This is a genomic window from Pseudonocardia kongjuensis (assembly GCF_039526905.1).
GTDB lineage: Bacteria > Actinomycetota > Actinomycetes > Mycobacteriales > Pseudonocardiaceae > Pseudonocardia > Pseudonocardia kongjuensis.
On the sequence record NZ_BAAAJK010000027.1, the window covers coordinates 62,201 to 75,969 of the forward strand.

General features: G+C 75.5%; 14 protein-coding genes and 1 pseudogene. 2 read left to right on the forward strand and 13 right to left on the reverse strand.

Annotation, left to right across the window (positions count from 1 at the left end):
- Position 1 precedes the first annotated feature (1 nt).
- Complete coding sequence (locus ABD160_RS21570) at positions 2 to 379, reverse strand: excalibur calcium-binding domain-containing protein (protein WP_344025291.1); 378 nt, start codon at positions 377 to 379, stop codon at positions 2 to 4.
- Positions 380 to 513: 134 nt separating this feature from the next.
- Here ABD160_RS21570 and ABD160_RS21575 point away from each other — a divergent pair, with 134 nt between their 5' ends.
- Complete coding sequence (locus ABD160_RS21575) at positions 514 to 1,509, forward strand: threo-3-hydroxy-L-aspartate ammonia-lyase (protein ID WP_344025293.1); 996 nt, start codon at positions 514 to 516, stop codon at positions 1,507 to 1,509.
- Positions 1,510 to 1,515: 6 nt separating this feature from the next.
- Here the strand turns inward: ABD160_RS21575 and ABD160_RS21580 are convergent, their stop codons facing one another.
- The 10 genes from ABD160_RS21580 to ABD160_RS21625 form a co-directional block, all read right to left on the reverse strand.
- Complete coding sequence (locus tag ABD160_RS21580; RefSeq protein WP_344025295.1) at positions 1,516 to 2,358, reverse strand: CPBP family intramembrane glutamic endopeptidase; 843 nt, start codon at positions 2,356 to 2,358, stop codon at positions 1,516 to 1,518.
- A gap of 97 nt (positions 2,359 to 2,455) precedes the next feature.
- Positions 2,456 to 3,448, reverse strand: coding sequence for a zinc-dependent alcohol dehydrogenase family protein (locus ABD160_RS21585; protein ID WP_344025296.1), 993 nt, complete (start codon positions 3,446 to 3,448; stop codon positions 2,456 to 2,458).
- On the reverse strand, positions 3,445 to 4,881 hold the full coding sequence (locus tag ABD160_RS21590) for an aldehyde dehydrogenase family protein (RefSeq protein WP_344025297.1): 1,437 nt from the start codon (positions 4,879 to 4,881) through the stop codon (positions 3,445 to 3,447). The genes ABD160_RS21585 and ABD160_RS21590 overlap by 4 nt, the downstream gene beginning before the upstream one ends.
- A gap of 41 nt (positions 4,882 to 4,922) precedes the next feature.
- Complete coding sequence (locus ABD160_RS21595) at positions 4,923 to 5,633, reverse strand: GntR family transcriptional regulator (protein WP_344025298.1); 711 nt, start codon at positions 5,631 to 5,633, stop codon at positions 4,923 to 4,925.
- Between the two features lie 56 nt (positions 5,634 to 5,689).
- The gene (locus ABD160_RS21600) at positions 5,690 to 6,850 is read right to left on the reverse strand and encodes a fumarylacetoacetate hydrolase family protein (protein WP_344025299.1); all 1,161 of its coding nucleotides are present in this window, start codon (positions 6,848 to 6,850) and stop codon (positions 5,690 to 5,692) included.
- On the reverse strand, positions 6,847 to 8,154 hold the full coding sequence (locus ABD160_RS21605; RefSeq protein ID WP_344025301.1) for an enolase C-terminal domain-like protein: 1,308 nt from the start codon (positions 8,152 to 8,154) through the stop codon (positions 6,847 to 6,849). Before ABD160_RS21605 ends, ABD160_RS21600 begins: the two co-directional genes overlap by 4 nt.
- 25 nt (positions 8,155 to 8,179) lie before the next feature.
- The gene (locus ABD160_RS21610; protein WP_344025303.1) at positions 8,180 to 9,460 is read right to left on the reverse strand and encodes a TRAP transporter large permease; all 1,281 of its coding nucleotides are present in this window, start codon (positions 9,458 to 9,460) and stop codon (positions 8,180 to 8,182) included.
- A complete protein-coding gene (locus ABD160_RS21615; RefSeq protein WP_344025305.1) occupies positions 9,457 to 10,044 on the reverse strand; it encodes a TRAP transporter small permease in 588 nt (195 codons plus the stop codon). Before ABD160_RS21615 ends, ABD160_RS21610 begins: the two co-directional genes overlap by 4 nt.
- A complete protein-coding gene (gene dctP, locus ABD160_RS21620) occupies positions 10,041 to 11,072 on the reverse strand; it encodes a TRAP transporter substrate-binding protein DctP (protein ID WP_344025307.1) in 1,032 nt (343 codons plus the stop codon). The genes ABD160_RS21615 and dctP overlap by 4 nt, the downstream gene beginning before the upstream one ends.
- 38 nt (positions 11,073 to 11,110) lie before the next feature.
- Positions 11,111 to 12,154 carry an Ldh family oxidoreductase gene (locus tag ABD160_RS21625; RefSeq protein ID WP_344025309.1) on the reverse strand — a complete coding sequence of 348 codons (1,044 nt, stop codon included), beginning with the start codon at positions 12,152 to 12,154 and terminating at the stop codon, positions 11,111 to 11,113.
- Between the two features lie 181 nt (positions 12,155 to 12,335).
- Between ABD160_RS21625 and ABD160_RS21630 the strand changes: the two genes are divergently transcribed.
- Positions 12,336 to 12,713, forward strand: coding sequence for a DUF6319 family protein (locus ABD160_RS21630; RefSeq protein WP_344025312.1), 378 nt, complete (start codon positions 12,336 to 12,338; stop codon positions 12,711 to 12,713).
- A gap of 5 nt (positions 12,714 to 12,718) precedes the next feature.
- Here ABD160_RS21630 and ABD160_RS21635 read toward each other — a convergent pair whose 3' ends face one another.
- Complete coding sequence (locus ABD160_RS21635; protein WP_344025314.1) at positions 12,719 to 13,465, reverse strand: IclR family transcriptional regulator; 747 nt, start codon at positions 13,463 to 13,465, stop codon at positions 12,719 to 12,721.
- Positions 13,462 to 13,769 (reverse strand): annotated as a pseudogene (locus ABD160_RS21640) (APC family permease); the annotation flags it as partial. The pseudogene ABD160_RS21640 and the gene ABD160_RS21635, both read right to left, overlap by 4 nt.

Sequence of the window (13,769 nt, forward strand, 5' to 3'; positions counted from 1 at the left end):
CTCAGCCGCGCCGGGCGCCGACCATCCGGCGGGCCGCGAACGCTCCGACCCCGCCGGCGGCCAGCGCGCCCAGCGCGACCGGGAGCATCTCGGCCGGTCCGCCGCCGGCCTCGACGCCACCGACCGGGGTCGCGCTGACCTGGGTGGTGTCGTCATCGGAGCCGGTCGGGGCGGCGCCCGGGTAGGCGTGGTTCTCGCAGGCCACGCCGTCGCCGTCGGCGTCGAGCCGCTCCGGGTCGCCGGGGAGCAGCGCGGCCTGCGCCTCCTCCTGGGTGGCGAAGTCGGCACAGTCGCGGTCCTGCGCGAACGCGGCTCCGGCGAGCGGCACGGTGGCCGCTACGGCGAGCAGCGCAGCGGCGGGGAGGGTACGCAGACGCATCGGGGTGGTCCTTCCGGGGGAACGGGTCGATCAGGTTGGGGAGCCCATCTCCTTAACGACTCCGCTGTGGCATGCGTTACACCCGATCGTGAACCGGGTTGAACCCGGCGACGCCCCCGGCGGAGGGTGGCGCCGTGACGCCCACCCCGGCACCGGCCGACCTCCCCACCCCCGACGACGTCCTGGCCGCCGCGCAGGTGCTGCGCGGGACCGCCCACCGGACCCCGGTGCTGACCTCCCGGCTGACCGACGCCGAGCTCGGCGCCACCGTGCTGGTGAAGGCGGAGAACCTGCAGCGCACCGGGAGCTTCAAGTTCCGCGGCGCGTTCCACACGCTGTCCCGGCTCGACGACGCCCGGCGCCGCGCCGGGGTGGTCACCTTCTCCTCCGGCAACCACGCCCAGGCGCTCGCGCTGGCCGCACGGCTGCTGACGATCCCGGCGACGATCGTCATGCCGCAGGACGCGCCCGCGTCGAAGGTCGCCGCCACCCGCGGCTACGGCGCCCGGATCGTGCACTACGACCGCTACACCGAGGACCGGGCCGCGATCGCCGCCGATCTCGCCGCCCGCGACGGGCTCACCCTGGTGCCGCCGTACGACCATCCGCACGTGATCGCCGGGCAGGGCACCGCGGTGCTGGAGCTGCTGGAGGACCACGGCCCGCTGGACGCGCTGTTCGTCTGCCTGGGCGGCGGCGGGCTGCTGTCCGGCTCGCTGCTGGCGGTGCAGGCGCTCTCCCCCGGCTGCGCCGTGTTCGGCGTCGAGCCCGAGGCCGGCGACGACGGCAGGCAGTCACTGCGGGCCGGCCGGATCGTCACCATCGCGCAGCCGCGCACGCTGGCCGACGGCGCCGCGACCACGCACCTGGGCGAGCTGACCTTCCCGATCATCGCCGGGCACGCCGAGGACGTGCTGACCGTGCCGGACGACGCGCTGGTCGGGGCCATGGCGCTGTTCGCGTCCCGGTACAAGGTGGTCGTCGAGCCGACCGGGGCGCTGGCGTTCTGCGGGATGCGGGCGGCCGTCGCCGCCGATCCGGAGCGGTTCGCCGGGCGGCGGATCGGGGTGACGGTGTCCGGCGGGAACGTCGACCTGGACCGGTTCGCGGCCCTGGTCGGCCCGGCGTGAGCCCGGTCAGGCGGCGCCGGTGGCCGCGGCGCGACGGCTGCGCCGGTGGTGCAGCACCCCGGCGCCGACGGCGAAGGCGAGCAGCACCCCGGCGGTGACCCGGGCCGCGGCCGAGCCGGAGCCGCCGTCCCCGGCGTCCGGCTCGGAACCGGCGGCGACGACCGCCGGGATCAGGTTCCAGACGGTGTGGAAGGCGCAGGACACCCACAGCCCGCCCCGGCCCAGCGCGAGGAACCCGAGCAGCAGCCCGAGCGCACCGGTGCTCACCACGTAGGCGACCGTGACCCCGGGGTTCAGGCTGTGGCACAGGCCGAAGACGACCGCGCTGAACAGGACGGCGCCGTAGCTGCCCAGGTCGCGCCGGACGGCCTGCATCAGGTAGCCGCGGAACAGGATCTCCTCGGTCGACGCCTGCACCGCGACGGTCACCAGCAGCACCAGCACCACGAGCAGGCCCGGTGACACCGGATCGGGCCCGGCGTCGGCGCCCCCGCCCGCCGGTGGGGCGAGCACCGCGACCAGCACCTGCAGCGCGGCGAACAGGACGATCGCGGTCAGCACCCCGACGAGCACGCCGACCGCCGGGCGCGGCACCCGGAAGCCGAGATCGGCGACAACGCGTCCCTCGCGGAACCGCAGCCACAGCACGAGCACGATCAGCGGCGGCAGGAAGGCGATCAGGTCGCCGATCGCCAGCCCCTGCCAGCCGTCCGCCGGCAGACCGGTGAGCCGGCTGATCGCGAGCAACAGGTAGCCGCCGGCGAGGACCAGCGCGACGACCCCGGCGGTGGGCAGCAGCACCCGGCGGATCCGGGTGCCGGCCGTGCTGCTCGCGGTGGAGGACGCCATCCGCCGAATCTAGGCCGGACTCCCCCGATCTCCTTTCCCCGCAACGCATTCACACCCGACCGGGTGGCCGACGGACCCCCGCAGCGGGCGGGTGACCTCACCCGATCCGCAGCACCGGCTTCCCCGGCGCCCGGTCCGGCGACTCCAGGTAGTCGTGCGCGGCGGCGACGTCGGCGAGATCGAAGATCCGGTCGACCAGCGGGGTGAGGGTCCCCGCCGCCAGCCCGGCCCGCGCGAACGCCACCGCCCGGGCCAGCACCGCCGGATCGCCCACCACCTCGCGGACGTGGAACCGGCGCAGCCACACCGGTGCGTACCCGGCGGCGGGCAGCGGCGTCGGCTCCCCGGACAGGCCGCCGTGCACGATCACCGCACCGCCCGGCGCGCAGGCCCGGACCAGCCGTTCCACGCCGGGCCCGCCCTCGGCGTCGAGCACCAGATCGGCACCGCCGCCGAGGGCCTCGCGCAGCCGCTCGGCGTCCGGGGTGCCGGTGAGGACCTCGTCCGCGCCGGCCGCACGCAGCGCGTCGCCGTGCCGGCCGTCCGGCACCACCGCCACCGCCCGCGCGCCGACGTGCCGGGCGATCTGCAGCGCCGCGGCGCCGATGCTGTTCGACGCCGCGGTGACCAGCAGCCGGTCCCCCTCGCGCAGCCGGACCGCGTGCCGGGTCATCCCCCACACCGTCAGCAGCGGCATCCAGAGCGCGGCCGCGCCGGCGTCGTCGAGACCGGACGGGCGGGCCAGCAGCGCACCGGCCGGGACGATCGCCTCCTCGGCGTACACCGGGTGCGTGTTCTGCGACGACGCCGGCAGCACGCACACCTCGTCGCCGGGGCGCCACGGCCCGGCGTCCGGCCCGGTGGCGAGCACCGTCCCGGTGCACTCGCTGCCCAGACCGGCCGGCAGCACCGGGGCCTCCAGGTAGGTGCCGCGCCGGAAGTTCACCTCGGACCGGTTGAGCCCGACCGCGCGCACCCGGATCCGGACCTCGCCGGGACCCGGATCGCGCAGCTCGACGTCCTCGATCCGCAGCACCTCCGGGCCACCCGTCTCGTGGAAGCGGACCGCGCGCACCGTGGAGCCGCTCACCGGACACCGTCCCGGCGCTGCGGCACCCCGGGATCGTCGTCGCGCAGCTCCGGTGGCAGCAGCTCCTGCGGGAAACCCTGCCAGGCGACCGGGCGCAGGAAGCGGGACACCGCGCCGGCCCCGACGGAGGTGGTCGACGGCGCCGTCGTCGCCGGGTAGGGGCCGCCGTGCTGCTGCGCCCAGCTCACCGTCACCCCGGTCGGCCAGCCGTTCCAGACCAGCCGCCCGGCCAGCCCGGCGAGCAGCGGGAGGAGCTCGGGCAGCTCCGGGTCGCCCGGGTTGCCGTGCACGGTCGCGGTGAGCGCGCCGCCGAGCGCGCGCAGCGCCGCGTGCAGCTCCCCGGTGCCGGACCAGGTGACCAGCAGGGTGCTCGGGCCGAAGCACTCGGCGCCGAGTGCGTCCGGATCGGCGGCGAGCGCGGCGGCCGTGGTCACGTGCGCGGACGGCCGCGGGGCGAGCCCGTCCCCGGTGTCACCCGCCGCGGTCGACGAGTGGACGCCGGGGTGCGCGGCCAGTGCGGCGCGCCGCTGCGCGAACGCCTGCGCGCCGGCCGCGGTGAGCATCGGCTGCGGCTCGACCGCGGCGATCGCCTCCTGCACCCGGCCCTCCAGCCCGGACCCGGCCGGCACGAACACGACACCGGGCTGGGTGCAGAACTGCCCCGCACCCAGCGTCGCCGAGCCGACCAGCCCGGACACGATCTCGTCCGGCCGGCCGGCGGCCGCCGACGGGGTGACGACGACCGGGTTCACGCTGCCCAGCTCGCCGAAGAACGGGATCGGCACCGGGCGGGCGGCGGCGATGTCGTGCAGGGCGCGGCCGCCGTGCACCGACCCGGTGAAGGCGGCCGCGGCGATCCGCGGGTCGCGCAGCGCGTCGACGCCGGTCTCGACCCCCTCGACGAGCGCGAACGCCCCGTCCGGCGCGCCGGCCGCGCGCAGCGCGTCGCGGACGATCGCCGCGGTGCGGCGGGACAGCTCCGGATGCCCCGGATGGGCCTTCACCACCACCGGGCAGCCGGCGGCGAGCGCGGCGGCGGTGTCCCCGCCGGCCACCGAGAACGCGAACGGGAAGTTCCCGGCGGCGAAGACCAGCACCGGACCGAGCGGCACCTGATGGCGGCGCAGGTCCGGGCGGGGCCCCATCGGCCAGTCCGGGTCGGCGGTGTCGACGACCGCGTCGTGCACCGAGCCCTCGGCGATCACGTCGCCGAGGAAGCGCAGCTGGAACGTGGTGCGCACCAGCTCGCCGGCCAGCCGGGGGTGCTCCGGCAGGTGGGTCTCGGCGTGCGCGAGCGGCAGCAGCTCGCCGGACGCGGCCTCCAGGGCGTCGGCGACGGCACACAGCCAGGCCCGCCGCCCGGTGGTCCCGGCCGCGGCCACCGGGGCCGCGGCGGCGGCCTCGGCGAGCACCGTCTCCAGCTCGTCGTGCATGGTCCTCCTCCGGTCGTCGGGATCGTGTCGTGCGCTGTGGGTCAGAACAGGCTCTGCCGACCCGGTACCCGCAACCGGGCCCGGTCACCGGCCGCGAACGCCGCGTCGAACCGGTGGTAGGCGTCGACGAGGTGCCGGCGCATCGCCTCCTCGGCGGCGTCCGGGTCACAGCCGGCGATCGCGTCCAGCACCGCGCGGTGCTCACGCACGGTCGCGGTGCCGTCGATGTCGGGCGAGTAGAGGCGGAACGCGTGCAGGTGCCCGTGCGTCCCGGTGTAGGCGCGGCGCGCGACGTCGTTGCCGCAGGCGGCCAGGATCTCGCCGTGGAAGGTGGTGTCGTGGGTGACGAGCAGCCGGCGCACGTCGGCGACGCCGACCGCGGCGCGCTCGAACCGGTCGACCTCGCGGGCGAGCCGGCCCGCCGGGTTGGACAGCCGGTTCACCGCGACCGCGCGCACCGCCCACAGGTCGACGAGCAGCCGGAACTCGAACAGCTCGCGCAGGCCGGCGCGGTCGAGCAGCGCGGTCGTCCGGTAGCCCCGGCCCTCCCCGGTGCGGACGACGAGATGGTCACCCTCCAGGTGCCGGACCGCCTCCCGGACCGGGGTCTGGGACACGCCCAGGTCGCGGGCGAGCGCGTCGAGGTTGATCCGCTCCCCCGGCTCGATCCGGCTCTCCAGGATCATCGTCCGGATCTCCTCGTAGACCTCGGCGGTGCTCCTGCGGCCCGCAACCGGCAGCTCCCCGGTCACCGGCGCCTCCTCTCGACACGTCCACCCGGGACGGACGGTAGCGGGTCACCGCGATCTCATCCCGATCCCGCCGCCTGCCGGTGCAGGTACCCGAGCAGCGCCCCGATGCCGAACTCCCACGGCGGCAGCTCCTCGGTCCGGCCGACCTCGTTGACCAGCGCGCCCAGCCGCGGACTGGAGATCGTCACCCGGTCGCCGACGACGTGGGTGAAGCCGTGCCCCGCGGCGCCGCGGTCGCGGGTCGGCGCGAACAGCGTCCCGGTGTAGAGGACGAAGCCGTCCGGGTACTGGTGGTGGGCGCCGTACGCGGCGGCGACGAGCTGTTCGAGGCTGCGGCTGAGCCGGCCGACGTCGTTGTGGTCGTCGAGCACGAAGCCGTCCGGGCCGTCGATCCGCAATGCGATCCGCTCGGTGCGGACCGTGTCGAGGGTGAAGCCGTCGTGGAAGAGCCGGACGAACGGGCCGAGCGCGCTGGAGGCGTTGTTGTCCTTCGCCATGCCGAGCAGCAGCGCGCTGCGGCCCTCGACGTCGCGCAGGTTGACGTCGTTGCCCAGCGTCGCGCCGCGCGGGACACCCCGCGCGTCGACCACCAGCACCAGTTCGGGCTCCGGGTTGTTCCAGTCGGAGAACGCCGGGATGCCGACCCGGGCGCCGGGGCCGACCGAGGACAGCACCGGGGCCTTGGTGAACACCTCCGGATCCGGCCCGATGCCGACCTCCAGGTACGGCGACCACAGCCCGCGCCCGCGCAGCACGGTGCGGACCCGGGCGGCCTGCGCCGATCCGGGGACGATCGTGGACAGGTCGGCCGCCGGGCTGCCGCCGAGCGCGGCGGTGACCTCCGCCCGCACGCCGGCGGCCAGCGCCGGGTCGCCCGCGCAGCGCTCCTCGATCACCCGTTCCAGCAGGCTGCCGGCGAACGTCACCCCGCACGCCTTCACCACCTGCAGGTCGACCGGCGCGAGCAGCCGCGGCCCGGCGCCGCCGGTCACCGCGTCCAGGCTCCACCGGACGGGTGCGGTGGCGGCGGCCCGCGCGACGTCGGCGGCCGGCAGCTCCAGCAGCCCGGACACGGTCGCGGCGGTGCCGAACAGGTCGGCGAGGCCGTCGCCGCGCACCGCGACCGGGCGCGGCCCGCCGGTGCCCGGATCCCACACCCGGCCGATCAGCAGCGCGTCGGCGGCGTCGGCGGGGAGCAGACCGGCCGGCGCGCTCACCGGGCCGTCCCGAGGTCGCGCCAGCCCGCCCCGTCCGGGAACTCCCAGTGCCGCAGCGATGCCTCGTGCATCGCGGCCCCGGTGCCGGGGGCCGACGGTGCGGCGTAGCGGCCGTCGCGGACCACGACCGGATCGACGAAGTGCTCGTGCAGGTGGTCCACGAACTCGACGACCCGCTCGCCGATCCGCCCGCTGACCGCGGCGTGGTCGAAGAACGACAGGTGCACGACGAGCTCGCACAGCCCGACGCCGCCGGCGTGCGGGCAGACCGGGACGCCGAACCGGGCGGCGAGCAGCAGGTTCGCGACGTTCTCGTTCACCCCGGCGACCCGGGTGGCGTCGATCTGCATGACGTCGATCGCGCCGGCCTGCAGCAGCTGCTTGAACACGATCCGGTTCGCGACGGCCTCGCCGGTCGCGACCCGCACCGGGTGCACGCCGGCCCGGATGTCGGCGTGCCCGAGGACGTCGTCGGTGCTGGTCGGCTCCTCGATCCAGTACGGCTCGTGCGCGGCGAGCGCCCTCACCCTCTCGATCGCCTCGCCGACCTCCCAGCGCTGGTTGGCGTCGATCGCGATCCGCACGCCGTCGCCGACCGCCGAGCGGGCCAGCGCCAGCCTGCGGTCGTCGTCGGCCGGGTCGCCGCCGACCTTCAGCTTGATCATGTCGAAGCCGTCCCGCACGGCCTCCCGGCACAGCCGGACCAGCTTCTCGTCGCTGTAGCCGAGCCAGCCGGGTGTCGTCGTGTAGGCGGGGTAGCCGGACCGCTCCAGCTCGGCGATCCGCTCGGCGCGGCCGGGTTCGGCGTCGCGCAGCAGGCCGAGCGCGTCGTCCGGGGTGAGCGCGTTGCGGATGTGCGTGAAGTCGACGACGCCGACCAGCTCGGCGGGCGGCATCCCGGCCAGCAGCCGCCACAGCGGCACCCCTTCGCGGCGGGCCCGCATGTCCCACAGCGCGTTCACCAGGCCGCCGCAGGCCATGTGCGCGACGCCCTTCTCCGGCCCGAGCCAGCGCAGCTGCGAGTCGTGCACCAGCCGCCGCGACGCCGAGCCGAGATCGGCCAGCAGCTCGTCGGCGTCCCGGCCGACGAGCAGCGCCCCGTAGGACTCCATCGCGTGCACCACCAGCTCGTTGCCGCGGCCGGCGGTGAAGACCAGGCCGTACCCGGTCTCCCCGGCGTCGGTGGTGACGGTGACGTGGGCGGCCGAGTAGTCGGGATCGACGTTGACGGCGTCGGACCCGTCGAGCTCCAGCGACGTCGGGAACCGGACGTCGCGGGTGCGCACGGAGGTGATGACCGGCATGGGACTCCTTCGGTGCGGGGACCTGTCAGGCGAAGCCGAGCGCCGTGGGCAGCCACGTCGTCAGCAGCGGGAAGAAGGTGATGACGATCAGCACCGCGACCAGTGCGACGTAGAACGGCAGCAGTCCGCGGATCACCGTCGGCACCGGCGTGCGGGTGACGCTGGACAGCACGAACACGACCAGCCCGACCGGCGGGGTGAGCAGCCCGACCATCAGGTTGAAGATCACGATCGCGGCGAAGTGCAGCGGATCGATCCCGAACACCTCGGCCACCGGGGCGAGCACCGGGACCAGGATCAGGATCGCCGCGGTCGGCTCCAGGATGGCGCCGACCACGAACAGCAGCAGGTTGACCAGGATCAGGAAGACGATCGGGTACACGGTGAGGCCGAAGATCAGCTCGGCGGCCAGCTGCGGGGCCCGCTCGCGGGCCAGCACCCAGCCGAACAGCGCCGCGGAGGCGACGATGAACAGCACCGAGCCGGAGGTCTCGACGGTCTGCAGCAGGGTCCGGTAGAGCCGGCGCAGGTCCAGCGCCCGGTAGGCCAGCGCGAGCACCAGCAGGTAGACCACGCCGATCGCGGACGCCTCGGTCGGGGTGAAGACGCCGGACAGGATCCCGCCGAGGATGATCACCGCGGCGCCGAGCGCCGGCAGCGAGCCGAGCACCGCGCGGAACCGCTGCGCCGCGGGCAGGCTCTCCTCCCGCAGATCCGAGCGCTTGCGCATCAGCCACCACGACGTCGCGCACAGGGTGAGCACCAGCAGCAGGGCGGGCACGATCCCGGTCATGAACAGCGCGCCGACCGACAGCCCGGCGGTGACCGCGTAGATGATCGCCGGGATGCTCGGCGGGATCAGCGGCGCGATCAGCGAGGACGCGCCGGTGATCCCGACGCTGAAGGTCAGCGGGTAGCCGCGCTTGACCATCGCCGGGACCTGCACCCGGCCCATCGCCGCCGCGTCGGCGATCGCGGCGCCGCTCATCCAGGAGAAGCCGAAGCTGGTGCCGACGTTGACGTAGCCCAGACCGCCGCGGACCCGCCCGACGACCGCGGTGGCCGCGTCGAAAAGCTTGTCGGTGATCCCGGAGACGTTCGCCAGGTTGCCCAGCAGGATGAACATCGGGACGGCGAGGATCGGGAAGCTGTTCACCCCGGACACGGTCTGCTGGGCCGCGATGCCCAGCGACGCCGTCGGATCGACCACCACGTAGACCAGCGACGGGACCAGTAGCGCGATCGCCACCGGGACCCGCAGCAGCAGCAGGGCGATCAGCGCGCCCACCATCAGTGCGAGCGTCACGGGATGCTCCTCGGGGCTCCGGCGGTGAGCGCCTCGACGGCGCCGGGCATCTCCTCGGGATGCCGCAACGCGACGTAGAGGTTCAGCGCGCCGTGCAGCGCGACCAGCGCGAACCCGACGACGGCCGCGGCGTAGACGACGGTCAGCGGGAGTCCGGTGGCCGGCGCCAGCAGCGAGGAGCTGCCGGCCGCGAACACCGCCCCGGCGACGGACAGGGTCGCCGACGCGGTCAGCACCACGATCCCGGCGAACGCGTCGACCAGCCGGGACGCGCGCCGCCCCAGCCGGTCGACCAGCAGGTCGACGACGATGTGCAGCCGCCGGGACATCACGTAGCCCGCGGCGACGAAGGTCAGCCACACCAGCAGGAACCGGGCGATCTCCTCGGTCCAGCTGAGCGGGCTGTCGAAGACGTAGCGGGTCAGCACCTGCAGCAGCACCGCCACCAGCACCCCGGCGAGCAGCAGGCAGGACACGACGCGTTCGACGTCGACCAGGAACCGGTAGCCGCGGCTGCGGCGCTCCAGCAGGTCGGGGGCCTCCGGGGCCTCCTCGGGCAGGTCCGCACCGGCCGGGGCGCTCATCGGACCGACTCCCGGATCTCCTCGTAGACCGCGCCCCAGGACACCCGGCCGGGCAGCTCGGCCCGGACCCGGTCGGCGAACGGGGCGATGTCGACGTCGTGGACGGTGAGCGTGCCCTCGGCCCGCCACTGCTCGACGATCCCGGTCTCCTCGGCGAGGATGCACTCCCGGATCGCCTCGCCGGCCGCCGCGGCGGCCGCGTCCAGCCGGTCCCGCTGCTCCGGTTCCAGGGCCGAGTTCAGCTCGTCGTTGGTGATCAGGTGGACGCCCTGCACGATGTGCCCGGTCAGGTTCAGGTGGTCCTGCACCTCATGGAACCCGGACGACGAGATGGTCGGGACCGGGTTCTCCTGGGCGTCCAGGGTGCCCTGCTGCAGCGCGAGGTAGACCTCGCCGAGGGCCATCGGCGTCGCGGCGCCGCCCATGATCCCGAAGTTGGTAAGGTACAGCGGCGCGTCCGGGGTGCGGATCTTGACCCCGGCCAGGTCCTCGGGCCGCTCGACCGGCCGGTCGGCGGTGATGTGCCGGGTGCCGTAGTACCAGCTGGACAGCACCCGCATCCCGCTGCGCTCGCGGAACTCCTCGTGCACCCGGGCGACCACCGGCCCCTCGACGGCGGCGACGAACTCGCCGACGTCGTCGAACAGGTAGGCGCCGTCGAGCACCGCGGCGGGCTCGTACCAGACCCCCAGGAACGACGGCCCGGCCACGGTCAGGTCGAGCCCGCCGGCGGCGACCTGCTCCAGCGACTCGGCCTCGGTGCCGAGCTGCGCCGAGGGGTAGCTCTCCACGGTGATCCCGCTGCCGAGCAGCTCCTGCTGGATCAGCGGCGTGCCGCACTGCTCGACCGGGTGGCTGACGTCGTAGGCGTGCGCCAGCCGCAGCACGGTGTCGCCCGGTTCGCCCGGCGCCACCGGGATGTCGCTCGCGTCGATCGGGCCGCCCAGGCCGCAGCCGGACAGCAGCAGGGCCACGACGGCCGCTCCCGCCCCGGCCCGGCGCAGGCGCCCTCGTCGGTCAGCCGTCATCGCGCTCCCTCGAACGTCGTCGTCCGGTGCTCCCGCTGCTACGTGTCCCCGCCGAGACCCTCGATCCCCAGCTCGGCGGCCATCCGGTCGAGCTGGTCGACGGTCGGTGCGGCGAGCGGGACCCGGTCGCCGGTCCGCCGCTGGTGCGCCCGCTCCGGATCGCCCGGGGCGTGCACGGCCCCGCCGGGCGGGCCGGCGGAGCGCACCCGTTCCTGCATGTCGGCCGCCCGCGCCTCGGTGTGCGCGCGGCCGGTGAAGGCGGCGGTGTCGACGGCGAGCAGGAGGTGCCCGGCGTTCATCCGGGAGCCCGGGTCGATCCACATGTCGACGGTCTGGTCGGCGTAGTTCGCCCCGGTCAGGCCGGCGGCGAGCACCTCCAGCAGCACCGACAGGCCGGAGCCCTTCGGCCCGCCGAAGGGCAGCAGCGCACCGCCGAGTGCGGCGGCCGGGTCGGTGGTCGGGCTGCCGTCGGCGGCGACCGCCCAGCCCTGCGGGATCTCCCGGCCCTCGTCGCGGGCGGCGACCACCTTGCCGTAGGCGCCGGTGCTGGTCGCCATGTCCACGGCGAGCGGGCCGTCCCCCGAGCTCGGCACCGCGACGGTCAGCGGATTGGTCCCGAGCACCGGCCGGGCGCCGCCGAACGGGGTCACCGAGGCGCCGGTGGTGGAGGTCAGCAGGCCGGCCATGCCCCGGTCGGTGAGCCGGTCGGTCCAGTAGCCGCCCGCCCCGTAGTGCGAGCTGCCCTGCACGGCGACGACCGCGGCGCCGTGCGTGCCGGCCAGCGCGGCGGCCCGGTCGACCGCGACCGCCATCGCGACCTGCCCCAGTCCGCCGTCGGCGTCGAGCAGGGCGGTGGCGCCGTGCTCGCGCAGCCAGCGCGGCCGGGCCCGCGCGGTGACCCCGCCGGCCCGGATGGTGCGCACGTACAGCGGGAGGCGCAGCAGGCCGTGCGAGCCGATGCCGCGGCGGTCGGCCGCCACCAGCGAGTCGCCGACGAGCTCGGCGTCGTCGGCCGGGACATCGACCGCGGTCAGCGCCCGCCCCGCGAACGCGACCAGTTCCGGCACCGGGAATCGACGCACCGTTGCACCTCATCCTATAGGAATTGACTCGAAGGTATAGGTATCGGGCGTCGCGGGACAACCCTCCCGTATGCACATCCCGTGGTCGCCCGGTCTCCGGGGGTGCACTCGTCGAACACATGTTCTGACCGCACCCTTGGGCCTGCCACAGTGGAACTGTCGAGGGGAAGCGGGGACGCACGTGGACGAGACCCAGGACGCCGACACCGGCGACGACACACAGGTGACCGGCGACGAGGCACCCAAGCGCAGGCGCGGACGCCCGAAGGGCTCCTCCACCGCCCGCACCACCCGGGTGGTGACGATGACGCTGACCGTCAGCGGCTCCGCCGACGGCGAGTGGCAGGCCGAGCTGAAGCAGGGCTCCAGCTGGGTCGCCCGCGGCCTGCCGGTGAGCGCGTCGGCGGTGTCCGCGGCCGCCGCCACCCTGCACGCCGACCTGGCCGGGCCGGTCGACGAGGTCATCGAGAGCGCGAAGTCGGCCAAGGCCGCCCGGGTCGCCGAGCTGGAGGCCGAGCTGGAGCAGGCCCGCAAGGCGCTCGCCGCGCTGGAGGAGTGAGCGGATCAGCCCAGCAGCGGGCCGAGTGACCCGGCGTGCTCGCGCAGCAGCGCGACCAGCTCGGGATCCGGATCGGCCACCCGGGCGGCCGGGCCGGACAGCGCCAGCCCGGCCACCAGGCGGCCGTCCGCCGGCGAGCGGACGGCCGCCGCCAGGCACCCCCGGTCCGGGCGCAGCTCGCCGGTCTGGCCGGCCAGGCCCTGCTCGGCGACGTCGTCGAGCAGCCTGGACAGCCGGTCCGGGTCGGTCACCGTGTGCTCGGTGACCGGGCGCAGCTCGCGCACCAGCGCCCGCCAGTCCGGTTGGTCGGCCAGCAGCAGCCTGCCCAGCGCCGAGGCCTGCGGCAGCCGGGCCAGCAGGTCCGGATCGCTGGGCGGGTGATCCGGATCGGGATCGAGCAGGTGCAGCCGTCCGCCGTCGAACACGGCCAGGTGCACGCCCCAGCGGACCCGGCTGCGCAGGTGGTCGACCACCCCGCGGGCCGCCGTCGGCAGCCGCGGGACGCCGACCGGTGCCAGCCGTGCCGCGCGCCGGCCGAGCGCGAACCCGCGCAGGTCCGGCAGCCGCACCAGGTACTCCTCGCCGACCAGCAGGTTCAGCACCCGGTAGGTGGTCGCCGGCGGGAGCCGCAGCGCCGCGGAGATCTCCTTCGCGGTCACCCCCGGCCCGGCGGCGACGACCTCCTCCAGCACGGCCAGCGCGGTCCGCACGGCGCGTGGCTGGCGGCCGCTGATCGGGGGCGGGTCGCTCACCGGACGCGGTGCCAGACGTCGGAGGCGACGGTCTCGTCGTACACGCCGAGCGCGGGCAGATCGCCCCGGCGGCGCTGCAGCACCGACCAGCCGGCGCCGGCCGGCAGCGCGACCGCCAGCACCAGCCCGGACAGCGGGGCCGCCAGCACGAACGCCACCAGCGCCGCGAACAACGCCGGCACCGCGAGCGCGGCCGTCGCCACCGCCGCCGGGGTGAGCTCCCCGATCCGGCGCAGGAACAGCGGCGCGGCCAGGCAGACCAGCAGATAGGTGACCAGGAACCCGACGGTCGCCGCCCCGAGCA

Coding starts and splice junctions, on each gene's coding strand:
- ABD160_RS21590 (WP_344025297.1), bottom strand. CDS start 4,881: ATGCACGACGAGCTGGAGACGGTGCTCGCCGAGGCCGCCGCCGCGGCC.
- ABD160_RS21580 (WP_344025295.1), bottom strand. CDS start 2,358: ATGGCGTCCTCCACCGCGAGCAGCACGGCCGGCACCCGGATCCGCCGG.
- ABD160_RS21570 (WP_344025291.1), bottom strand. CDS start 379: ATGCGTCTGCGTACCCTCCCCGCCGCTGCGCTGCTCGCCGTAGCGGCC.
- ABD160_RS21605 (WP_344025301.1), bottom strand. CDS start 8,154: ATGCCGGTCATCACCTCCGTGCGCACCCGCGACGTCCGGTTCCCGACG.
- ABD160_RS21615 (WP_344025305.1), bottom strand. CDS start 10,044: ATGAGCGCCCCGGCCGGTGCGGACCTGCCCGAGGAGGCCCCGGAGGCC.
- dctP (WP_344025307.1), bottom strand. CDS start 11,072: ATGACGGCTGACCGACGAGGGCGCCTGCGCCGGGCCGGGGCGGGAGCG.